22 protein-coding genes and 3 pseudogenes are annotated in these 20,786 nt (G+C 71.3%); 15 read left to right on the forward strand and 10 right to left on the reverse strand.

The features are described 5' to 3' along the window. Positions 1-35: 35 nt before the first annotated feature. On the reverse strand, positions 36-704 hold the full coding sequence (locus BN2279_RS02885; RefSeq protein WP_059006119.1) for a bifunctional DNA primase/polymerase: 669 nt from the start codon (positions 702-704) through the stop codon (positions 36-38). A 171-nt stretch (positions 705-875) separates the two neighbouring features. On the opposite strand from BN2279_RS02885, the gene BN2279_RS02890 reads away from it, so the two are divergent. The 3 genes from BN2279_RS02890 (at position 876) to BN2279_RS02900 (ending at position 4,220) form a co-directional block, all read left to right on the forward strand. Further along, positions 876-2,324, forward strand: coding sequence for an NsdA family TPR-like regulatory protein (locus BN2279_RS02890; protein WP_234347340.1), 1,449 nt, complete (start codon positions 876-878; stop codon positions 2,322-2,324). A 203-nt stretch (positions 2,325-2,527) separates the two neighbouring features. Beyond that, entirely contained in the window at positions 2,528-3,409 is an 882-nt protein-coding gene (locus BN2279_RS02895; RefSeq protein WP_234347342.1) for a radical SAM/SPASM domain-containing protein, read from the forward strand. Positions 3,410-3,416: 7 nt separating this feature from the next. Further along, positions 3,417-4,220 (forward strand): hypothetical protein, encoded by an 804-nt coding sequence (locus tag BN2279_RS02900; protein ID WP_059006120.1) that lies wholly within the window; start codon positions 3,417-3,419, stop codon positions 4,218-4,220. A gap of 13 nt (positions 4,221-4,233) precedes the next feature. Here the strand turns inward: BN2279_RS02900 and BN2279_RS02905 are convergent, their stop codons facing one another. The 4 genes from BN2279_RS02905 to BN2279_RS02920 all read right to left on the reverse strand — a co-directional run bounded on the left by BN2279_RS02905 (position 4,234) and on the right by BN2279_RS02920 (position 6,922). After that, positions 4,234-4,740 (reverse strand): DUF6879 family protein, encoded by a 507-nt coding sequence (locus tag BN2279_RS02905; protein ID WP_234347345.1) that lies wholly within the window; start codon positions 4,738-4,740, stop codon positions 4,234-4,236. A 162-nt stretch (positions 4,741-4,902) separates the two neighbouring features. After that, complete coding sequence (locus BN2279_RS02910; RefSeq protein ID WP_079031780.1) at positions 4,903-6,144, reverse strand: MFS transporter; 1,242 nt, start codon at positions 6,142-6,144, stop codon at positions 4,903-4,905. Between the two features lie 99 nt (positions 6,145-6,243). Continuing rightward, positions 6,244-6,495 carry a helix-turn-helix domain-containing protein gene (locus BN2279_RS02915; RefSeq protein ID WP_059006121.1) on the reverse strand — a complete coding sequence of 84 codons (252 nt, stop codon included), beginning with the start codon at positions 6,493-6,495 and terminating at the stop codon, positions 6,244-6,246. Between the two features lie 4 nt (positions 6,496-6,499). Further along, positions 6,500-6,922, reverse strand: coding sequence for a hypothetical protein (locus BN2279_RS02920; RefSeq protein WP_159037023.1), 423 nt, complete (start codon positions 6,920-6,922; stop codon positions 6,500-6,502). 129 nt (positions 6,923-7,051) lie between these two features. On the opposite strand from BN2279_RS02920, the gene BN2279_RS02925 reads away from it, so the two are divergent. The 8 genes and pseudogenes from BN2279_RS02925 (at position 7,052) to purU (ending at position 12,814) form a co-directional block, all read left to right on the forward strand. Beyond that, positions 7,052-7,900, forward strand: a complete 849-nt coding sequence (locus BN2279_RS02925; RefSeq protein WP_059006123.1) for a helix-turn-helix domain-containing protein — start codon at positions 7,052-7,054, stop codon at positions 7,898-7,900. Continuing rightward, positions 7,897-8,244 carry a DUF397 domain-containing protein gene (locus tag BN2279_RS27020; protein WP_079031781.1) on the forward strand — a complete coding sequence of 116 codons (348 nt, stop codon included), beginning with the start codon at positions 7,897-7,899 and terminating at the stop codon, positions 8,242-8,244. Before BN2279_RS02925 ends, BN2279_RS27020 begins: the two co-directional genes overlap by 4 nt. 144 nt (positions 8,245-8,388) lie before the next feature. Beyond that, on the forward strand, positions 8,389-9,405 hold the full coding sequence (locus BN2279_RS02940; protein ID WP_059006154.1) for a DUF1259 domain-containing protein: 1,017 nt from the start codon (positions 8,389-8,391) through the stop codon (positions 9,403-9,405). Positions 9,406-9,631: 226 nt separating this feature from the next. Beyond that, positions 9,632-9,900: pseudogene (locus tag BN2279_RS02945) on the forward strand (hypothetical protein). Positions 9,901-9,965: 65 nt separating this feature from the next. Further along, positions 9,966-10,430: a tetratricopeptide repeat protein gene (locus BN2279_RS02950; protein WP_059006124.1), complete on the forward strand. Its 465-nt coding sequence runs from the start codon at positions 9,966-9,968 to the stop codon at positions 10,428-10,430. Positions 10,431-10,573: 143 nt separating this feature from the next. Then, on the forward strand, positions 10,574-11,392 hold the full coding sequence (locus tag BN2279_RS02955) for a hypothetical protein (protein ID WP_059006133.1): 819 nt from the start codon (positions 10,574-10,576) through the stop codon (positions 11,390-11,392). A 50-nt stretch (positions 11,393-11,442) separates the two neighbouring features. Beyond that, complete coding sequence (locus BN2279_RS02960) at positions 11,443-11,889, forward strand: SCO4402 family protein (RefSeq protein ID WP_059006126.1); 447 nt, start codon at positions 11,443-11,445, stop codon at positions 11,887-11,889. 49 nt (positions 11,890-11,938) lie between these two features. Continuing rightward, positions 11,939-12,814: a formyltetrahydrofolate deformylase gene (gene purU, locus BN2279_RS02965; protein ID WP_059006127.1), complete on the forward strand. Its 876-nt coding sequence runs from the start codon at positions 11,939-11,941 to the stop codon at positions 12,812-12,814. Between the two features lie 22 nt (positions 12,815-12,836). On the opposite strand, the gene BN2279_RS02970 is transcribed toward purU, so the two are convergent. Next, positions 12,837-14,123 (reverse strand): zf-HC2 domain-containing protein, encoded by a 1,287-nt coding sequence (locus BN2279_RS02970; RefSeq protein WP_234347347.1) that lies wholly within the window; start codon positions 14,121-14,123, stop codon positions 12,837-12,839. Next, entirely contained in the window at positions 14,120-14,668 is a 549-nt protein-coding gene (locus BN2279_RS02975; protein WP_104530917.1) for a sigma-70 family RNA polymerase sigma factor, read from the reverse strand. Before BN2279_RS02975 ends, BN2279_RS02970 begins: the two co-directional genes overlap by 4 nt. A gap of 327 nt (positions 14,669-14,995) precedes the next feature. Here BN2279_RS02975 and BN2279_RS02980 point away from each other — a divergent pair, with 327 nt between their 5' ends. Next, positions 14,996-15,370, forward strand: a complete 375-nt coding sequence (locus BN2279_RS02980; protein ID WP_059006129.1) for an STAS domain-containing protein — start codon at positions 14,996-14,998, stop codon at positions 15,368-15,370. A gap of 195 nt (positions 15,371-15,565) precedes the next feature. Next, positions 15,566-16,051: an ATP-binding protein gene (locus BN2279_RS02985; protein ID WP_059006130.1), complete on the forward strand. Its 486-nt coding sequence runs from the start codon at positions 15,566-15,568 to the stop codon at positions 16,049-16,051. 196 nt (positions 16,052-16,247) lie between these two features. Here BN2279_RS02985 and BN2279_RS02990 read toward each other — a convergent pair whose 3' ends face one another. Both BN2279_RS02990 and BN2279_RS02995 read right to left on the reverse strand, forming a co-directional pair. Continuing rightward, positions 16,248-17,411, reverse strand: a complete 1,164-nt coding sequence (locus tag BN2279_RS02990) for a flavin-containing monooxygenase (RefSeq protein ID WP_079031784.1) — start codon at positions 17,409-17,411, stop codon at positions 16,248-16,250. A gap of 105 nt (positions 17,412-17,516) precedes the next feature. After that, positions 17,517-18,167, reverse strand: a complete 651-nt coding sequence (locus tag BN2279_RS02995) for a TetR family transcriptional regulator (protein ID WP_059006132.1) — start codon at positions 18,165-18,167, stop codon at positions 17,517-17,519. Between the two features lie 237 nt (positions 18,168-18,404). On the opposite strand from BN2279_RS02995, the pseudogene BN2279_RS03000 reads away from it, so the two are divergent. Next, positions 18,405-19,118, forward strand: a pseudogene (locus BN2279_RS03000) (serine/threonine-protein kinase); the annotation flags it as partial. Here the strand turns inward: BN2279_RS03000 and BN2279_RS03005 are convergent. After that, positions 19,103-19,816, reverse strand: a pseudogene (locus tag BN2279_RS03005) (serine/threonine-protein kinase); the annotation flags it as partial. The pseudogenes BN2279_RS03000 and BN2279_RS03005 sit on opposite strands and share 16 nt — an antisense overlap. A 237-nt stretch (positions 19,817-20,053) precedes the next feature. Between BN2279_RS03005 and BN2279_RS03010 the strand changes: the two are divergent. Continuing rightward, complete coding sequence (locus BN2279_RS03010) at positions 20,054-20,704, forward strand: TetR family transcriptional regulator (protein ID WP_059006132.1); 651 nt, start codon at positions 20,054-20,056, stop codon at positions 20,702-20,704. Positions 20,705-20,786: the final 82 nt, after the last annotated feature.

A 20,786-nucleotide genomic window follows, 5' to 3' on the forward strand; every position in this document is an offset into this window, starting at 1 on the left:
CGGCGGGCGGGAGGGTGTGCGGACCCTCCCGCTCCTCAGCGTTCCTGCGCGCAGGCGTAGGCCAGCGTAGGCAGGAGCTGCTCGGCGTCGGGCAGCCAGCGGTTCGTGGTGGTCGGCCGCCGCGCCCACTGCACCGAGCCGCGCGTCCCGATCCGCGTCGGCGGCGCCGCCACGAAGTCGCCCTCGCCGCGCGGGATCAGGTCCATCGTGGCCGGCTGCCAGCCCAGCCGCCGTAGCGTTCCCGGCGCCTTGGCCGCGCCGCCCGGCAGCACGAAGAACTGGAGCCGCCCGGTCGGCGTCCCGGCGACCGGCCCCAGCTCCGCGCCGGTCCGCTCCATCCGCGCCAGCGCCAGACAGCCCGCCGTCTCCGGCACGTCCAGCACGTCGAACGTCCGCCCGGTCGGCAGCAGGATCGCCGCACGCGGCTCACGCTCCCACGTGCGACGCGCCTCCACGGCGCTGCCCGTCGCGTGCGTCGGCCAGTCCATGCGCGTCGGGTGCGCGCCCGGCGCGTAACACGTCTCCACGCCGCAGGAGCAGCGGGCGACGCCCTTGTCGTATTCCAGCCACGTCCCGGCCAGGACGTCCCAGTGCCGTTCCTCGGCGTATCGGACGGCGTGGGCGAGGAGCGATTCGTCGGCATGCCGGGGGTTTGTCTGCATGGTCACGGCTGAGGTGACGGCGATGGTCTCTTCCACATCCATGACAACTCGATTCCTCCGAACGGGTTACGGCCCCGCGCGCCCCGGTGTGCGTGAGAACGCCCGCACGCGGGGCGCATCGGAGCACCGCGAGGGGCGTACGGGATGGACCGGGGAACGGCCGGGAATTGATCAGCGGGGATCTTCCAGGCCCGTCAGCAAGGGAGCCGCTTGATGACTGCCAGACCACTGATCGCCCGCCAGCCCAACGAGCGCCTGCTCTCCCTCATCCGTGAGGCGGGTTGCTCGAACGCGGGACTGGCTCGCCGCGTCAACATGTGCGCCGCCGAGCGCGGCTTCGATTTCCGGTACGACAAAACGTCCGTCGCGCGCTGGATCCGTGGCCAGCAGCCGCGCGGCCGGGCGCCCGAGGTCATCGCGGAAGCGCTGGGGCGCAAGCTCGGCCGCGCGGTGTCCGTCGACGAGATCGGCATGGGCACCACGCGCCAGCTCACCTCCTCGGTCGGCCTGCACTTCGCGGCCGGGCTGACCGAGAGCCTGGAGCAGGCGACGGAGCTGTGGCGTTCCGACGTGTCGCGCCGGGAGAGCGGCGACGGCCAGAACCCGTACGCGCCGGGCGGCTCCAGCGTCGCCCCGGCCGCGCTCGTCGAGCCCAGCCGTGACTGGCTGATCACCCCGCCCGACGCCGAGGTGTCCCGCGCGTCGGGGCCGCGCGTCGGCAGCGCGGACGTGGAGGCCGTGATCGCGACGACGGCGGCGCTGGTCACCCTCGACCGCCGCTGGGGCTCGGGCCATGTGCGCCCGGTCGTCGTCCACTACCTCAACGGCGTCGTCGCCGGTCTGCTCGACGGCTCCTACCAGGAGGAGGTCGGCCGTCAACTGTTCGGCGCCGCCGCCCGGTTGACCGAGCTGGCCGGGTACATGGCGGTGGACAGCGGCCTGCCCGGCCTGGCCCAGCGGTACTACATCCAGGCGCTGCGCCTGGCCCAGGCCGCCGGCGACCGGGGCTTCGGCGGCTACGTGCTGGCGGCCGGAATGAGCCACCTGGCCGCCGAGTTGGGGAACCCGCGCGAGGTCATCCAGCTCGCCCGTGCCGCCCAGGAGGGCTCCCGGGGCCGCGTCACACCCCGCGCGGAAGCGCTCTTCCTGGCCGCCGAGGCCCGGGGCTACGCCCAACTCGGCGACCAGGAGGGCTGCCGCCGCGCGGCGTCCGCCGCCCTCGCCGCCCTCGACCGCGCCGACCCCGACTCCGGCGACGACCCGCCGTGGATCACGCACTTCGACGCGGCCTATCTCGCCGACGAGTTGGCGCACTGCCACCGCGACCTCGGCCAGGGCCGGGCGGCGCAGAAGCGCGCGGAGGAGGCCCTGTCCGGCCACCCGGAGACCCGCGCCCGCCGCCGCGCGATAGGCATGCTCATCCTGGCCACCGGCCAGTTGCAGGAAGGCGACCTGGACCAGGCGTGCGACACGGCCTCCCAGGCCGGCACCATCCTGAACGGCCTCCGCTCGGGCCGGGGCAGCGACTACTTCGAAGACTTCCGCACCCGCCTCACCCCCCACCGCACGCACCCCCCCGTCTCTTATAAACCCCCGCCGCTGCCGACGAAGGGCACACGCAGCCCACCCGTGCGCTCCGAGCCGTATCACGCCTACAGGTAGCACGTCTCGGCTGTTCGCCCGCAGCGTCGGATGTGTATAAGAGCCACCACCCCCCCCCGCCCGTCCCCCCAGGCCCGAGACTTCACCACCCGCTGGCCCGCCCACCACTGAGCGCGACTTGCCAGCCGCCTCGTCGTAATCCCCCTGGATTTCCTTTCCGTCACTCTTCAAGTCGCGATACGGAAGAAGGAAGGGACGTGCGTGTGTCCACGATCTCGAATGTCTCGACGGCCGACTCCTCGGCAGAGCGGTCCATGCCGCGATTCCTGTGGCTCGATCTCACCCGCAAGTGCCAACTTGCCTGCGTCCACTGCTACAACGCATCTGGACCGGACGGCACCCACGGCACCATGACCCGCCAGGACTGGATCAACCTCCTCGACCAAGCCGCTGCTTCGGGCGTCCGCAGCGTGCAGTTGATCGGCGGCGAACCCACCATGCATCCGGACTTCACGGACCTCGTGGAGCATGCGCTGAGCCTTCGACTGAAGGTCGAAGTCTTCAGCAACATGGTCCGTCTCATGGACACCTGGTGGGAGCTGTTCCAGCGCGAGGGGGTCAGTTTGGCGACCTCCTACTATTCCGACCAGTCCGGGCAACACAACGCGATGACCGGTCGGCCGAGCCACGGCCGTACCCGGACGAACATCGCCAAGGCGGTCCAACTCGGCATCCCGCTGCGCGTCGGCATCATCGTCGGCAGCGACCAGCAGCGTGCCGTGCAGGCTCGACGGGAGCTTGAGGCTCTGGGAGTGCGCAACGTTCACATCGATCGCGTCCGACCGTTCGGACGGGGTGCGCAGGGCAGTGACCAGGATGCCGGGAACCTCTGCGGTCAGTGCGGCACCGGCAAGGCCGCCATCGGTCCCACGGGCGAGGTGTCCCCGTGCGTCTTCTCCGGATGGCTGGGAGTCGGCAATGTCCGGGACACTCCGCTGGCAGCTATCCTCAGCGGCATCGCCATGGCCCGGGCCAACGACACGATCCGTGGCGCGACCAAGTCCGGTCAGTGTGACCCCGGCTGCGAACCTAACGCGGAGTGCGACCCCGGGTACCCGCTCAGTGATTGCAGCCCGAGAACTTGAAGGAACCATGCGGCGCGAACTTCCTGGTCCCGAGTTCTGGGAACTGATCCATCCGTATACGGCGGAGGTGGCGACCACGCAACCCACCGTCCGAGGCTTCGGTTCGGACTTCACGGCCGTGGTCGAGTGCGAGAAGGGGCCGTTCTTCGTCAAGGCGATGCGCAATCGGCCCGGCGGTCGGCGTGACTCCATTCTTCGGGAGGCGCGGATCAACCCCTTTGTGCGGCCGATCTCCCCGGCTCTTCTCTGGCACGCGGAGGACGAGGAGTGGATCGCTCTCGGGTTCGAGGCCGTGCAGGGCCGGCGACCGGACTTCGCGCCCGGCTCGCCGGATCTTCCGGCGGTCGTCGAACTCCTCGACCGGATCGGGGAGATCACACTCCCCGACATTGCTCACGACTGGACGGAGACCCGTTGGGACCGTTTCGTCGGCGACGAGGGGGAGGTGGAGCTGTTCCGAGGTGACGCGCTGCTCCACATGGACCTGCACCCCAGCAACCTGATCATCGGCGGCCGGGACATGTGGGCCGTGGACTGGGCGTGGCCGACGCGGGGAGCCGCGTTCCTCGTCCCGGCGTCGTTCGTCACGCAGCTCGTGGCGTCGGGGCACGGTGCCGAGGAAGCCGAGTCATGGCCGGCCCGGTGCCGCGTATGGGCGGACGCCGACCCGGCTGCGATCGACGCGTTCGCCGCCGCCACGGTCCGGATGCGGCGCGCGTTCGCCGAGCGGCGGCCCGAGGAACAGTGGCTCCGCGCCATGGAACAAGCAGCCAAGGCGTGGGCCACCCACCGAGGCGTGACCGACGCGTAGAAGCACTTCGGCGTCAAACCGGCTGGTACTCCTCGAACGGAATGGCGTGGGCCAGAGCGGTGTCACGGTAGCCGCGGTACTCGGCCACCCTCGACTGCGGAAGCTGCTCGGCGCCGATGAAGGCTCCGCTGTCCGCGTAGTGCATGCGGTACACGGCCGAGTCGTCGAAAATCCAGAAGTCGTGGTCCGGAAGGCCACGTACGTCGCGCTGAGCCAGATCGATGATCCCGATCTTTTCGCCTGCCGCGATATTGCCCGGATAGGCGGCCAGTTCGAAGCGAAGGTAGTCGGTGAGCGGCGAACGCAGCACGTGCACCCGCGCGACCGACTTGCCGAGGTCGGTCATGGAGCGGACCCACGGGTTGTCCGACCATTCGGGAGGCAGCGGCTTCCCGGCCAGGAAGTCCTCGAACTCCTTGCGCTCCTCCTCGACATCGTAAACGGCGAGGGTTTCGAGGCGGAAAGCTGTCCGCTCGAACGTCTCGAAAACCCTGCCGAACTCTTCACCGGTGATCAGCACGAAGTACCCTTCGCGAGCTTCCCTCCCTTATGAAGGGGGCTCGGCTTGTCAGGCCCGGAAACCTTCCGCAGTGCAGCTCGAATACGCTGTCCAGTCGAGGCTATCGAGTGCCCCAGTCCTCATACAAGTGGGCTCGGAGCCGCTCTCAACAAGCCGGGCCGCTCAGGCTTTTGCTCTGCTCTGCTCGGCGTCCGGCCAGGTGGGGTGGTGGGTGGTGTGGGACCAGACTGCCAGGGCTGTGCAGGTGGCGAGGATTGCGCCGAGGGGCATGAGGGTGGAGGGGGAGCTGTGGTCCACGGCGAGGCCGCCTGTCAGGGCGCCGAGGGAGAGGGATGCCTGGAACGAGGCGGTGAACAGGACGGAGGCCGCCTCCGGTGCGTGCGGGGTCGCTTTGGTGAACCACGTCTGGGACGAGACGGGGACGGCTCCGTAGGCGATGCCCCAGACGATCAGCAGGGCCGCCGCGCCGGTCGTCCAGCGGCCCAGGATCGGCAACAGCAGGGTGGCAGCCGCGATCAGGCCGGCCGCCAGGCCGAAGGTGGCGTGCGGGTGGCGGGTGACCATCGTGCCGCCCACGAAGTTGCCGAGAATCCCCGCGGCGCCGTAGACGAGCAGAAGCACCGTGATCTCCCGCGCACTCGCGTGGGTGACCTGCTCCAGGAACGGGGTCACGTAGGTGTACGTCCCGAAGTGGGCCAGCACGATGAGGAATGTGAGCAGGAGCGCGAAGCGGGTGTTCGCGCCCCGGACCATGGTGCGCAGAACTCCCGGCCGCATCGCCTCGGTTGGCGGAAGTTCCGGCACGGTCAGGCGCAGCATGACGAGCACCCCCACGGTCAGCGCGCCCATCAGGGCGAACGAGGTTCGCCAGCCCGCCACTTCACCGATGAACGTCCCGGCCGGCACACCGAGCACCGAACCCAGCGGAACCGCCGAGAAGATGACCGCCGTCGCGCGGCCGGCCGACGCGGCGGGGACGAGGCGTTCGGCCAGTCCGGCCCCGATCGACCAGAAGCCGCCGATGGTGACGCCCACCAGGACGCGCGACACCAGCACGAGCCAGTAGCCGGGTGCGGCGGCGGCCAGGAAGTTGGCCACCGCCAGCAGGAGAACGAAGACGCAGAGCATCAGACGCCGGTCAACTCGCGCGGTGGCCATGGTGACCAGCGGCGCGGAGATCGCCGCGAGGAAGCCGGGCATCGTCATCATCAGCCCGGCCATCCCGTCCGAGACGGCGAACGTCGACCCGATCGGCGTGAGCAGACCGATCGGCAGGATCTCCGTCGTGACGATCAGGAAGAGGCCGAGCGTCACCGAGAGGACGGCCGCCCAGCCGGCGCGAGGTGATCGCGCGGGCGGTCCGGTCCCGTCGAGGTCGTCGTCGGTGAGGGTGGTCGCAACCATGAGTTCCGTCCGGTGAAGGGGGCGTTGTCGCCGATCAGTTCACCGGCCGGAGAAGCCGAGCGCTGGCGGAACCGCGACACCACCGTCCCGGCGGTCGAGTCATGGGTTGAACGTCTGCAACGGCCGGATCGCCTGCGCGGCTTCGGGCGCGTCGCGTGTTTCGACCCCCCATCCCGCGAACCGGCGCCGCAAAGTCGCCTGGGACACCTGGAAGGACTGTGCGATGGAGGCGAGCGATTCGCCTTCCTGATAACGGGCGATGGCGGCGTCTTTCGGAACGGCCACCCGCCGCGACGGCAGATAGATCTCCGCCTCGCAGAACTTGCAGAATTTGCCGCCCAGGCGTTCCACGAGTTCAGGATGCCTGCACCGTGCCATGCCCTGCCTTCTCCGTCTTCTCCTGTTCGGCATCGGCGATTTCGCTGATGCGTGCGACCCGTAGCCGGTGCGGCTGGGAGAACCATTCGTTCGGCGTGCGCAGCGACCGCAGCCGCACGCGCGGGCCGACCGCCGACACCACTTCCCCGACGCGGCGTTCGCCGCCGTCCCACACGGCGATTCCCGCCGTGGGCCACGGCACGATGCCCTTGACCAGCAAATCCGCGATCAGCGAGGCGAGTTCGTCCAAAGGCGCGGTAACGCTGACCACCGACCGCCCGTCGTCGTCCCGGCTCAGCCGGACCTCGACCTCTCCCGCGCCGACGAGTTCGAGCACATCCCGTATGCGGTCGCGGGCATGGCGGTCCGCCATTGCCTGATTTCCCTGAATCCCCGTCATCGTCCGTTCCGCTCCCTTGCCTTTGGCCAACGCTGCCTCTTACACACTGGAGCAACGGGCAGTAGTGTCGCCAGAGCAGAGAGCGACACAAGCGCGCTGTTGAGGTGCTGCATCACAGGGAGTCAGGCAATGGGCAAGGCAATCCGCAGGAGCGAGTTCGCACAGTTTCGCAACGGCTGGAAGTTTTTCGGGGCGGAGCTGAAGCGCCGCAGGGAGGCCGCCGGGCTGACGCAGGTGGAGCTGGGACTCCTCGTGTTCTGCTCGTCCGGATACATCGGCATGTTCGAACAGGGTGTCCGCAGGCCCAGCCTCGACCACGCGAAGCGGTTCGACGCGGCCCTACAAACCGACGGTTTTTTCGAGCGGACGTGGGAGGACCTCATCCGACGACGGCCGTTCGCCGAATTCTTCAGCGACGCGGCGGAACATGAACTTTTGGCCCTGAGCATCTGCGACTGGGCCCCGCACCTTGTCCCTGGCCTGCTCCAGATTGAGCCCTACGCCCGTTCGGTCTTCCGCGCGCACAGCCCTTTCCTCCCCGACGAGGAGGTGGCGAGCCGCGTAGCCAACCGACTCGCGCGAGCCGATTCGCTGAAGCCAACCGATGACAAGACAGCGCCAGTGCTGTGGTCCGTCCTGGACGAGAGCATCCTCCACCGCCCGGTCGGCGGCCAGGCCGCGATGGCCCAGCAGCTCCGGCACATTGCCCAGATGGTCCGGGAGCGCCGGGCCCTGGTCCAGGTCCTCCCCTACGAGGTCGGCGCCCACTCTCTGATGGAGGGCTTCCTCAAGCTGATGACCTTCGCAGAGGCCCCGCCGCTTGCCTATGTCGAAGGCCCGCACATCGGCCAGTTGATCGACGATCCGGCGCTGTTCGATCACTATCAGATGTCCTACGATCTGCTCAGGGCTTCGGCGTTGCCGCACGAGGAGTCCCTATCCCGGATCGAGTTGGCGGCAGAGGACTTCGAGAAATGACCCCTTACGACCTAAGTGCGGCCCAATGGCGAAAGAGTAGCTACAGCGGGGGAAGCAACGGGGACTGCGTCGAGGTGGCGGACAACATGCCCGGTGTGGTGCCGGTCCGTGACTCCAAGGTCCCCGGTGGCCCCGCGCTGGTCGTCCCGGCGGCAAGCTGGTCGTCGTTCATCGCGGCGGGTGCCTGGCGGAAGAGCAGCCACAGCGGCGGAGAGAACGGAGACTGCGTCGAGGTGGCGGACGGTGTTCCCGGCGTCGTTCCCGTCCGGGACTCCAAGGTGCCGGGCGGCCCGGCACTGGTGGTTCCAGCGGCAAGCTGGTCGTCGTTCATCGAGACGCTCTAGCGACCCCCGACTCCGGCCGCCACCGTGACGAGGCGGCCGGAGCAGCCGTTGATCGGCTGATGTGCCTATCTGATGTACCTCTAACGAGTGCCCCCACCGCTGCATGTCCAGTTTGCGGTGATTTTTCATGCTCACATGACCGGCATGACTGTAGACCGAGAGCGGAACGCGCTCACACGGGGGACCACGCCGCGACGGCAACTGATGGCCGCTGCGGCGCTGGCACCGGTGCTGGCCGGGGCGGGAACGGGCATCGCCCGCGCGGACTCCGGCTCCGCCGGAAGCGGCGGCCAGGGGCTGCTCCAACCGCTGCCCACCGCCGAATCCGACTGGACGGACGTCGCGTCGGAACTGGGCCGTTCGGGCGGCGTTCGGCGCCGGATGCTTTATCACACGGATTTCACCCGACGAGACCTCGACGTCGTCTCCTACGGCATCAAGATCCAGCCGTCGTTCGCGCTGGGGTCCCACGTGGCGTTCGTCCGTTACTCCGACGACAGCTCCCTGCTGATGGGGGACTTGGTGGTCACGGAGGACGAACTCCAGCGGGTCAGCGACGCGTTGGCAGCCCACGGGGTCGGGCAGACCGCGATCCACAAGCACTTGCTGTCCCAGACGCCGGACATCTGGTGGACGCACGTCCACGCCCACGGCCATGACCCGGTGAGGATGGCACGGGGCATCCGCGCGGCCATCGACTGCACCACCACCCCGGGGCCCCGCCCGGAGGGGGAGCCGGAGGAGTCGCCGGTCGATCTCGACACCAAGGGCATCGACGAGGCGCTCGGCACCCCGGGCGTGGACCACGAGGGCATCTACAAGAGCATCTTCCTGCGCAGCGAGACGATGACGCACGACGGCCGCGTCCTCCCCCAGGGCCTCGCCGCGACGACCGCCCTCAACTTCCAGCCCCTGGGCGGCGGCAAGGCCGCCATGAACGGCGACATCGCCATGATCGGCTCGGAGGTCCAGGACGTTCTGGTGGCCCTGCGCAAGAACGGCATCAACCTGGTGACGCTCCACAACCACGGGCTGATGGACGAACCGCGGCTGTTCTTCTTCCACCTGTGGGCGGTGGGCGACGCGGTGAAGATCGCCAAGGCCCTCCGGCCGGCGGTGGCGGCCACCTTGGTCGAACCGGTCGGCTCGCACCGTAAGTAGGAACCGAGGCGTCACCGCTCGGGTCGCGGACACGGCCACGCGCGGCGCGACCCGAGCGGTGAACAGGTGACCAGGGCCAGACAGAAACGAACCACGCCCCACATAGCCCCCCGAACCCCACCCACCGCTCAAACCGATTCCGGCGCGTCCGAGGGTTGTCCGCGAGAGACGGTTCAGTTACTGTGCGTAGTGACCGGATGTGCCCGGCCGGAGGGGAGAGGGCGATATGACACGGGGCTGGGAAGCCGACCCGCCGCCTTGTTCGTCAGGCGGCTGGGCAAGACGGCTGCCGAGCTTGGTAACTCGAAGGGGGAAGACGAATGCCCGGACATCTGGGAGCTCGACAACGGCGACATCGCCGTGAGCGGCCGTGACCTCACCACCGCTTATGACACCCGTCTCCCGCCTGGCGTTTCCCTCGCTGCGGATGAGCGGCTTGTGGTGATCCCCGGGGGCATGCTCAGCGCGGCGAAAGTCGACATCCCCGATGCTTGACCTCCCTAGCCTGCCACTGGATCCCTCGGCGGGGTGCGGCTCGTCCGTGAGGACCGCACGAAGCGGTGGAGATCGCGCTGGAGCTCCGCGATCGCGTGTTGGAAGGCTATTGGCTCATCACCTTGGGCGACGCCCAGCAGGCCCTTGGCCGGTTCGAGGAGGCCCTGACCTCATATCACCGCGCCGCCACGCTGCACCGGCGGCTCGGTGACCGTAGCCGCGAGGCGCTGGCCTGGCAGGGCACAGGGCAGACATACCGACGGTTGGGACGGGACGCCAAAGCCGCCGCGTTTCACCGCCATGCCGCTGCCGTCTTCCGCGAGCTGAAGGACGGCCGGCACGAGGCTCTGGCCCTCGACGGGCTCGCGGGGGCGCTGCTCGGCGACGATCCCGGCCAGGCCCGTCGCCTATGGGCCGACGCGCTCCCGCTGCTCGCAGAGTACCGAGACCTCCGGGCCGTGAGGTTGCGGGATCGGATCGAGCGGCAGGCGGACGGCCGGCTTCCGCCCCCGGGGCCAGGGTCGGCCTGACGGTGGGGGCAGGGCGGGGCGTCTCTTATTAACAGCCGAAGCTGCCGGCGGAGGGGAGGGGGGAGGGCGTGGACGGGGGAGTGGGGTTGACAAGGAAAGCAACGCGGGTCATGCCGCCGGTGCCCGGGGGGCGGGGGCGGGATGTGGAGGCGACCACGCGGCTCCGGGCGATCCGGCCGCAGGAGCCGGCGCCCGGTGCGGGGCCGGGGGCGTTCGACAGCCTGTTCCGGTCCGCCGCCTCCCACACGCCGCAGGACGACCCGCCGCCGCCGTACTACGGCGAGGACCGCGCGCCGCGCCGGCGGAACCCGGTCGTCGTCGTGCTCGCCGTCGTCGTCGGCTGTGCCGTCGTCGGGCTCGGCGCGGGCGCCGCGCTCAGCGGCGGGGAGGAGTCCCCGACCTCCCCGGTCGAACAGGAGCAGGACCAGGACCAGCAGCAGGACCAGGAGCCCCCGGCCACCGGGAACAACGACGCCGCCGACCCCACCGACGCCGCCGACCCCGAGACCGCCGCACAGGCCCGCGAACTGTCGGCGCTCCTCGACGACAGCAACGACAGCCGCGACAGCGTCATCGCCGCCGTCTCCGACATCCGCGCGTGCGAACGCCTCAACCGCGCCGCCGACGATCTGCGCGCCGCGGCCCAGCAGCGCGAGAGCCTCGTCACGCGGCTCCAGGGCCTCGACGTCGGCGCCATTCCGCAGGGCGACGCCCTCGTCCAGGCCCTCACCGAGGCGTGGCAGGCGTCCGCCGAGGCCGACGAGCACTACGCGGCCTGGGCCGACCAGGCCCGCCAGGACCGGCAGGTCTGCGACGGCGGCCAGGCCCGGCACACCGACCGCGCCACCCAGGGCGACACGGCCAGCGCGCGGGCCACCCAGGCCAAGGAACAGGCGGCCGGGCTGTGGAACCCGGTCGCCCGGGAGCAGGGTCTGCCGGAGCGGGCGGCGGAGGAGCTGTGACGGCACAGATGACCGGAACCCCTTCCCGACAGGCCCGCCGTTCCCGCACCATGGCAGGCATGCCGCTCAACGACATGCCCTGGTGGCGCTGGCGCGTCAGCGTGCGCTCCGCGCTGCACATGCTTTCCGACACCGCGTTCCAGCAGCAGTGCTGGGTGGCGGGCGCCCCCGGGTACGGGGACGTGACCGACGCCGTGTACCGCCTGGTCGAGGACACCTGGCTGGACAACTGGTCGGCCGAGAAGTACGTCGGCACGGTCTTCCGCGACAGCCAGGAGGCGGCCCTCGTGGACGTCGCCGTGCTGCGGGTGCTGCGGATCATGCATCAGGTCGGCGCCGACGCGCCCGTCACCGCCTACCTCCAGCACCACGCCTGGCCGGAGGCCGTCCGCGCGGCGCGTGAGGCCCACACCCGGCTCGCGGTCAACGACGGCGACGACCCCGACGCGCCGCCGCGTTCCCTGGACGAGCTGGCCTCGGTGCTGCACACGGTGTAGCGCCGGTCCGGCGGCGCGATCGCGCGGGAATGTGCCACCCTAGGGCACCATGACCCCCGACCAGGCCGCCGCCCAGACCGACGACTACGTGCTCACCCTCTCCTGCCCGGACAAGCCCGGCATCGTGCACGCGGTCTCCAGCTTCCTCTTCATGACCGGCTGCAACATCGTGGACAGCCAGCAGTTCGGCGACCGTGACACCGGACTGTTCTTCATGCGGGTGCACTTCTCGGCCGTCGAGCCGGTCACCCTGGAGAAGCTGCGGGCCAGCTTCGCGGCCGTCGGGGACACGTTCCAGATGGACTGGCGGCTCCACCCGGCCGGCGAGAAGATGCGCGTGCTGCTGCTGGTCAGCAAGTTCGGCCACTGCCTCAACGACCTCCTCTTCCGCACCCGGATCGGCGCCCTGCCGGTCGAGATCGCGGCCGTCGTCTCCAACCACACCGACTTCGCGGAGCTGTCCGCGTCGTACGGCATCCCGTTCCACCACATCCCGGTGACCGCCGACACCAAGGCGGAGGCCGAGGCGCGGCTGCTGCGCGTCGTGGAGGACGAGGAGGTCGAGCTGGTGGTGCTCGCCCGCTACATGCAGGTGATCTCCGACGACCTGTGCAAGCGGCTGTCGGGCCGCATCATCAACATCCACCACTCGTTCCTGCCGAGTTTCAAGGGCGCCCGCCCCTACCACCAGGCGCACGCGCGCGGCGTGAAGGTCATCGGCGCGACCGCGCACTACGTGACGGCCGAGCTGGACGAGGGCCCGATCATCGAGCAGGAGGTCGAGCGGGTCGGACACGAGCTGACCCCGCAGCAGTTGGTGGCGGTCGGCCGTGACGTCGAGTGCCAGGCGCTGGCCCGCGCGGTGAAGTGGCACAGCGAACGGCGGGTGCTGCTCAACGGCAGCCGCACCGTCGTCTTCGCCTGACGCCCCGGGGAGCCGTCCGGCGTCAGAGCCGGGAGAGCGCCGCCGCGGCGGACAGGACGTCCCGTATCACCGCCGGATCGCCCTCCCCGCCGGAGGCCACCTCATCGGGCGTGATCCGCCCGGCGGCGAGCTGGCAGAACACCACGTCGTCCAGCGCCACATGGGCCACCGCGCCGCGCGCCTCGGTGCGGGAGACGGCGGCGGCGGGGGAGTCGAGCGGTATGTACCAGTGGCCGCCGCCCGCGCCCTCGACCTCCAGGTGGATCGTGCGGCCCGCCGCGCCGGGCGAGGTCGCCAGCCCGGCGCGGCGGCGCCCGGCGATGCTGCCGGGCAGTTTCCGCGCGGCCAGATCGACCAGCAGCCGCAGATGCGTGCCGTACGGCGGCCCGTACGGGTACTCCACGGCGTCGGCGATGTCCCCGGCGTGGATCCAGCAGGCGAACGCCCGGTGCAGGTAACCGTCGGGCAGGTCGCCGGCCGGGCGCGGGGCGTCGCCCCGTTCCGCCGCCGCGCGCACCAGTGCGCGGGTCTGTTCGCGCCACGGCAGCCAGGGGGCGCGCGGTTCGGCGCGCGGTTCGGGCGTTTCGCGCCAGCGGGCCAGGGTGCGGGCGGCCGGGTCGTCACCGGCGCCGCCGTTCCCGCCCGCGCGGTCGGCGAGGGGATCGGGCAGGCCGACCGCGCGGGCCAACAGGCCGTCCCCGGACAGCAGATGGTCGACGACCCCGGCCACCGAGGTGCCCAGGACCTGCCGGCGGTCGCCGTCGAACCAGCGCAACGCGACCGGTGTGCGCCATTCGTCCTCCGCCATGTCGTTGAGCAGTGCGTCGAGTCGGGCGGCCTCCGCGTCCAGCGGCGCGGCCCACGGCGGTACCGGCCACCGGGCGGGGCGGCGGGCGAGGCAGCCTTCCAGGACGCGCACCCGGAGCCTGGGGTCGAGGTCGAGGCAGTGCTGCGGTTCGAGCAGCGCGACGGCCTCGCGCAGCCGGACCGCCTCGTCGGCGCACCGGCCGCAGTCGTTGAGATGGGCCTCGACGCGTTCGGCCTCCTCGGGGGAGCAGGCCGCCAGCGCCCAGGCGCCGAGCAGGGACATCAGGTGGTGGTGGGTGGACATCGGATCGTTCGCCTCCGGAAGCCGGATGGGGATCGTCGCGGCGTCCTCCGCGCCCGGCGGCGGGCCCGCCCGCGTGGACGACCGCACGAAGTCCGCGGACCCGTCGCGGGGGCGCGGTACCCGCGCCGCGTGGTCCCAAGCCCCGTCCGTCGCCGTCTCGTCGGGCTCCCGCCCGGGGCCGGGCCGAGGTGTGGTCACAGGCCCTCCGCGTCGTACTGGTCGGCGGTGGACAGCAGTTGCAGGCCCAGCCGCAGGCGGCGGCGGGCCTCCGCCTCGGTGATGCCGAGGCGGTCCGCCATCTGCCGGCAGTCCTGCCGCTGGAAACGGGTGAGTTCGAGCGCCTCGCGCAGGGGCGCGGGCATGGCGGTCACGATGTAGTCCGCCCGGGCGGCCGTGGACGCCGACCGCACCTGCGCGGCGGCGTCCGCCCGTTCGGCCGCGCTCGCCCGGCCGCCGAGGTCGGCGCGCAGCCGCTGGACGGCCAGCCGGTGGGCGAGACCGGCGATCCAGGTCCGCATCGGCCCGGCCTCCGGGTCGAACCCCTGCGGCGCTTCCCAGATCAGCGCGAACACCTCGCGGGTCACCCGCGCCGCGGCGGTCTCGTCACCGAGCACCCGCTGGGCGATGCCGTGGACGAGCGAGGCGAAGCGGTCGTACAGCTCGGCCAGGGCGGCGGCCTCGCCGCGTTCCAGGCGCTGCCGCATGTCGCGGTCCCAGCGTGGCGGTGTCTCGTGCGCCATCAGGCCCCCAATTCCCGGTCCCCGTCCGCCGTGCGACAACCTCCGGCCCTCCACGTCGCGTCAAATGTAGTGGGCGGGCCGACCGCGCGCGCCCCGCGTGACGATCCGCGCTCCGGGTGCTCCCGGTCGCGGGCCGGGCGTGACCAAACATGACCGGACGTGGAGGACGAGGGGGGAACGCGTGGCGGCGGCGAATGTGGGCAGGCCGCTCGGAGAGAATCGGTTCTCCCGGCGGTGGGGGAGTACACGGATGGACAGCACGAAGCGCACAGATCGCGCGGATCGCACCGAGCGCGTGGACGGCGAAGACAACAGAAGGGGTCCGGCGGCGTGGCGTTGAGAGTGCACGGGGAGCAGCGAGGGGAGTGGGCCGTGCTGCGGGTCGTCGGGGAGCTGGATCTGGCGACGTCGCCGACCGTCCGCCACGGGGTGCACGACGCGGTCGCGGACGGCCGCCGGCGGGTCGTGCTCGACCTGTCCGAGGTGCTGTTCTGCGACTCCAGCGGGGTCGGGATCCTCATCGCCGCGCGCCGGCTGATGCGTTCGTGCGCCGGGGAGTTGCGCCTGATCCTGCCCGCGCGCGGCGCGGAGGACGGCTCGCATGTCAACCGGGTGCTGGCCGCGCTGGGGGTGCGGCGGCTGTTCGACTGCTATCCCGACCTGGAGTCGGCGGTGGACGGGACCGGGACGCCGCTGTCCGCCTGAGCCGCCAAGTGAGCCTTCCCTGAGTAGTGTTCGAGTGGGCGTGGGAGGGTTCGCACACGTCAGCGGGTGCTTACTCCTTTGCGCCGGAATATTCCTGAAGCACTTGTTGTCCGACTCGCGCGTCGCTCATGCTGGCCCCCACCGAGATCGCTCGGTGTGAGGGGATTTGTCCGCCCGGTTCGGATGGTGTGAACGGTGCAGGAGCTGGAAAAGCAGTTGGATGTCGCCCCCGAGCCCTCGGAGGTGGGCCGTGCCCGGCGGTGGGTCCGGGCGCAGCTCGGAAGGGGGCAGCCCTGCCCGGCCCGTCCTGACGCGTCGCAGACGGACACGTTGGTGCTGCTCGTCTCCGAGCTGGTGACGAACGCGGTGGTGCACACCGGCCGTCCGGCCGTGCTGCGCCTGGCCGTGCGCCGCGTGCCCGCCGGGCGGGACGTGCCCGTCCGTCTGGAGGTGGTGGACGTCAGCAGCCGCGCGCCGAGACCCCGGCACGCGGAGGGCGAGGACACCGGCGGGCGCGGGCTGGAGTTGGTGGAAGTGCTGGCCGACCGCTGGGGCTGGCAGCACGAGGGAAAGGGTAAACGGGTCTGGTGCGAGCTGGATTGCTCCCCGGCCGGTTCGCCCGCGGGTGAAGAGGCTTCGGAACCGTCCGAGCCGGGCAGGAAGGTTCCGGCCGGCTATTGACGTCCCGTGTCGGCCTGCTCACCCTGAGAAAGGATTCCGTCCAGTCCGTCGGAGGCCGGATCGGACGGGATGGGGTGATGCGCTGCGAGGGGACGTCGAGGCCCCGCCCGGCGCGGCGGACGCGCCTCGGCGAGTGCGGATCACCCCACCGGGCCCCCTCCCCGCATGGGGAGGGGTGTCCACTCCGGCGGTCCGTTCAGCGCCGCGCGGTCTCCTCGTCGGCCTGCCGCCGGACGATGGCGGCGGCGATCTTGGGGGCGTCGCGCGCCAGTTCGCGCAGGTTGCCGCTGATGGGGTTCGTGAAGCCGATGAAGTACAGCCCCTCGGCGGCCGGATGGGTCTCCGCGCCGTGCACCAGCGGGCCGCCGTCGCCGTCGAGAACGCCGAGGTGCCCGACGAGCGGCGCGAGCCCCCGGCGGTAGCCGGTCGCGGCGATCACCGCGTCGGGGGCGATCGTCTCGCCGTCCGCCAGCACCACCTTGCCCCCGTCGAACGCCTCGACCGCGGCCACCGGCCGCACCAGACCGCGCCGCACCGCGCGCACAAGTCCCGCGTCCACCACGGGGAACGAGCCCGCCCGCGCCCGTGAGTACAGGCCGGTGGCCGGGCGGGGCAGGCCGTGCCCGGCCAGGCCGGTCAGCAGCCGGCCGACGGGCCGGGGCAGCCGGTCCGTCACCACCACCGGCAGCCGTCGGCACAGGATCGCCCCGGCCTGTGAGGGCCAGCCCAGCGTGGCGCGGCGCAGGATGTGCGGCGCCGTCCGCACCGCCAGCCGCACCCGCCCGGCGCCGCCGAACGCCAGGTCCGCGGCTATCTCCGCTCCGCTGTTGCCGGTTCCGACGACCAGCACGTCCCGCCCCTCGAACGGCGCCGGCGACCGGTACGCGCTGGCGTGCAGCAACTCGCCCGCGTAACCGTCCAGTCCGGGCCAGTCCGGCAGATACGGCGTGTGGTGGTGGCCGGTTGCCACCACGACGGCCCCGGCGCGCAGCAGGCGCCCCCCGGTGGCGCGCAACACCCAGTCGTCGTCGCCCGGCCGGGGCCGGTCGATGCCGAAGACCTCGACACCGGCGGCGAGTTCTATCCGGTGGTGCCGGGCGTAGCTCTCCAGGTAGCGCACGAAGTCGTCGCGCCGCACCCAGCGTCCGGCCGAGCGGGGTATCCGCATCCCCGGCAGCGACGACCAGCGGCGGGTCGTGTGCAGCCGCAGGCGGTCGTAGTGGCCGCGCCAGGAGGCGCCCACGTCGGCGGACTTCTCGACCACGACCGTCCGGACTCCCCGGCGCGCGAGCGAGGCCGCGACGGCGAGCCCGGCCGGACCGGCCCCGATGACGTGTACAGGGGACGTAGGCATGTCCATGAGCATACGCAGACGACCCGCCGCCCTCACAGAGGGTGGCGGGTCGTGAACACGTCGGAGCGCACGCCGAGCCGGGGACAGGAACCGGGCGCGGCGCCCGTCCCGTTACTTCGACGGCTTGCGGCCGGTGACGCCCAGGTGCAGCAGCAGCGCCAGCGCCGGCTTCAGCTCCGCCTGCTTGGCGCCCAGCGCCTGAAGGCTCTTCGGCTGCGCCGAGACGGCGGCCAGCATGGTGACCAGGGACCCCGCCAGCGCGGCCGGGGTCGCGACCTGCTCGGCCGACCGGCCCTTGCTCTGGAGGCTCTCGATGGTCTCGGCCAGCGGCTTGACGACGGCGCCCTGCACCCGCGTCCGCATCCGCACGAACCGCCGGTCGCCCTCGGCCGCGCCGAGGTCGATCACGCGCAGGATGGCGTCGTGTTTCCGCCAGAACGCGAGGAAGCCGTCGACCAGCTCCTCGGCGGTCTGCCACCCCGCCTTACCGGCCCAGGGCCGCCCGGCGACCAGCGCGGACAGCTCGGCGCTCTCCCGGACGGTGTCCTCCGCGATCTCCAGCACGGCGGCTTCCACGTCCGGGAAGTATTGGTAGAACGTCGCAGGTGAGGTGCCTGCTTTACGGGCCACGTCGATGACTCTGACGTCGCGGTACGGGGAGGTGCCGAGCATCTTTCCGAGGCAGTCGAGCAGTTTCTGCCGCGTGGCCTGCCCGCGCCGCCCGGCGACCCGGCCGTCGACGGTTGTTACCTGTCCTGTCATGCCAGTCAGCTTATCGACGCGTGATCTAGGCGCGATTTGATCGCATCCGAACGGATGGCGCTGTGGTAGCAGCTCGGGGCATACGGCGCTTTTCGCTGAATTCTCGCGCAATCCAGACCCCGGGTTCGCCGCTGTCAGTGCCGCGGGGAAGAATCTTCCTGGAGGTCCGCCGGGCCCTCCGGTGATGAGATGCTGCTCAGGGCGGAGTACAGCGCCCGAACGGGGAGGTGTCAGCACATGGTGGAGCAGCTAAATCAGCACGACCCCAGGCGGATCGGGCCGTTCGAGGTGCTGGGCCGGCTCGGCGCCGGGGGCATGGGGCTCGTGTACCTGGCCCGCTCGGCGTCCGGGCGCCGCGTCGCCATCAAGACGGTGCGCAGCGAGCTCGCCGAGGACCAGCTCTTCCGGGTGCGTTTCACGCGCGAGGTCGAGGCGGCGCGCGCCGTCAGCGGCTTCTACACGGCGGCCGTGGTGGACGCCGACCCGCGTGCCGCCGTCCCGTGGCTCGCCACCGCCTATGTGCCCGCGCCCTCCCTCGAGGAGATCGTCACCGAGTGCGGCCCGCTGCCGCCCGCCGCCGTGCGCTGGCTGGCCGCCGGCATCGCCGAGGCCCTCCAGTCCATCCACGGCGCGGGCCTGGTCCACCGGGACCTCAAGCCGTCGAACGTGCTGGTCGTCGAGGACGGGCCGCGCGTCATCGACTTCGGCATCGCCTCCGGGGTGTCCAACACGCGCCTGACCATGACGAACGTCGCGGTCGGCACCCCGGCGTACATGTCGCCCGAGCAGGCCCGCGACTCGCGCAGCGTCAGCGGCGCCAGCGACATCTTCTCGCTCGCCTCCACCCTGGTCTTCGCCGCCACCGGCCACCCGCCGTACCACGGGGCGAACCCGGTGGAGACCGTCTTCATGCTGCTGCGGGAGCGGCCCGACCTGTCCGGCATGCCGGACAGGTCGGGCCGCTCCCGCAGCAGCATGAAGACGGTCTCCACCGGGTTCGCCCCGTGGTACGGCGGGTGGCCGGTGGCGGCGAAGACCAGGGTGGAGGCGAGCGAGAAGATGTCGCTGGCGCCGCTGACGCTGCGCGAGTCGCGGGCCTGCTCGGGCGACATGTACGCCGGGGTGCCGACCGCGACGTTCGTCATGGTCAGGCGCGTGTTGGACACCCCGGAGGCGATGCCGAAGTCGATGACGCGCGGCCCGTCCTCGACGACCAGCACGTTCGACGGCTTGAGGTCCCGGTGGACCAGGCCCGCGCCGTGGATGGACTGGAGGGCCTCGGCGATGCCGGCGGCCAGCCAGCGCACGGCGGCGGGCGGCAGCGGGCCGCACTCGGTGACGATCTCCTCGAGGGAGGGCGCGGGCACATAGGCGGTGGCGAGCCACGGGACGGCGGCACGCGGGTCGGCGTCCACCACGGCCGCCGTGTAGAAGCCGCTGACGGCGCGCGCCGCCTCGACCTCGCGCGTGAAACGCACCCGGAAGAGCTGGTCCTCGGCGAGCTCGCTGCGCACCGTCTTGATGGCGACGCGGCGCCCGGACGCCGAGCGGGCCAGGTACACGAGCCCCATGCCCCCGGCGCCGAGCCGGCCCAGCACCTCGAACGGCCCGATCCGCCTGGGGTCGTGCTGATTTAGCTGCTCCACCATGTGCTGACACCTCCCCGTTCGGGCGCTGTACTCCGCCCTGAGCAGCATCTCATCACCGGAGGGCCCGGCGGACCTCCAGGAAGATTCTTCCCCGCGGCACTGACAGCGGCGAACCCGGGGTCTGGATTGCGCGAGAATTCAGCGAAAAGCGCCGTATGCCCCGAGCTGCTACCACAGCGCCATCCGTTCGGATGCGATCAAATCGCGCCTAGATCACGCGTCGATAAGCTGACTGGCATGACAGGACAGGTAACAACCGTCGACGGCCGGGTCGCCGGGCGGCGCGGGCAGGCCACGCGGCAGAAACTGCTCGACTGCCTCGGAAAGATGCTCGGCACCTCCCCGTACCGCGACGTCAGAGTCATCGACGTGGCCCGTAAAGCAGGCACCTCACCTGCGACGTTCTACCAATACTTCCCGGACGTGGAAGCCGCCGTGCTGGAGATCGCGGAGGACACCGTCCGGGAGAGCGCCGAGCTGTCCGCGCTGGTCGCCGGGCGGCCCTGGGCCGGTAAGGCGGGGTGGCAGACCGCCGAGGAGCTGGTCGACGGCTTCCTCGCGTTCTGGCGGAAACACGACGCCATCCTGCGCGTGATCGACCTCGGCGCGGCCGAGGGCGACCGGCGGTTCGTGCGGATGCGGACGCGGGTGCAGGGCGCCGTCGTCAAGCCGCTGGCCGAGACCATCGAGAGCCTCCAGAGCAAGGGCCGGTCGGCCGAGCAGGTCGCGACCCCGGCCGCGCTGGCGGGGTCCCTGGTCACCATGCTGGCCGCCGTCTCGGCGCAGCCGAAGAGCCTTCAGGCGCTGGGCGCCAAGCAGGCGGAGCTGAAGCCGGCGCTGGCGCTGCTGCTGCACCTGGGCGTCACCGGCCGCAAGCCGTCGAAGTAACGGGACGGGCGCCGCGCCCGGTTCCTGTCCCCGGCTCGGCGTGCGCTCCGACGTGTTCACGACCCGCCACCCTCTGTGAGGG

Origin of the sequence: Streptomyces specialis, from assembly GCF_001493375.1 — a bacterium.
Classification (GTDB): domain Bacteria; phylum Actinomycetota; class Actinomycetes; order Streptomycetales; family Streptomycetaceae; genus Streptomyces; species Streptomyces specialis.

Coding starts and splice junctions, on each gene's coding strand:
- BN2279_RS02960 (WP_059006126.1), top strand. CDS start 11,443: ATGGCAGGCATGCCGCTCAACGACATGCCCTGGTGGCGCTGGCGCGTC.
- BN2279_RS02990 (WP_079031784.1), bottom strand. CDS start 17,411: ATGGACATGCCTACGTCCCCTGTACACGTCATCGGGGCCGGTCCGGCC.
- BN2279_RS02885 (WP_059006119.1), bottom strand. CDS start 704: ATGGATGTGGAAGAGACCATCGCCGTCACCTCAGCCGTGACCATGCAG.
- BN2279_RS02995 (WP_059006132.1), bottom strand. CDS start 18,167: ATGACAGGACAGGTAACAACCGTCGACGGCCGGGTCGCCGGGCGGCGC.
- purU (WP_059006127.1), top strand. CDS start 11,939: ATGACCCCCGACCAGGCCGCCGCCCAGACCGACGACTACGTGCTCACC.
- BN2279_RS02890 (WP_234347340.1), top strand. CDS start 876: ATGACTGCCAGACCACTGATCGCCCGCCAGCCCAACGAGCGCCTGCTC.
- BN2279_RS27020 (WP_079031781.1), top strand. CDS start 7,897: ATGACCCCTTACGACCTAAGTGCGGCCCAATGGCGAAAGAGTAGCTAC.
- BN2279_RS02925 (WP_059006123.1), top strand. CDS start 7,052: ATGGGCAAGGCAATCCGCAGGAGCGAGTTCGCACAGTTTCGCAACGGC.
- BN2279_RS02940 (WP_059006154.1), top strand. CDS start 8,389: ATGACTGTAGACCGAGAGCGGAACGCGCTCACACGGGGGACCACGCCG.
- BN2279_RS02910 (WP_079031780.1), bottom strand. CDS start 6,144: ATGGTTGCGACCACCCTCACCGACGACGACCTCGACGGGACCGGACCG.
- BN2279_RS03010 (WP_059006132.1), top strand. CDS start 20,054: ATGACAGGACAGGTAACAACCGTCGACGGCCGGGTCGCCGGGCGGCGC.
- BN2279_RS02920 (WP_159037023.1), bottom strand. CDS start 6,922: ATGACGGGGATTCAGGGAAATCAGGCAATGGCGGACCGCCATGCCCGC.
- BN2279_RS02900 (WP_059006120.1), top strand. CDS start 3,417: ATGCGGCGCGAACTTCCTGGTCCCGAGTTCTGGGAACTGATCCATCCG.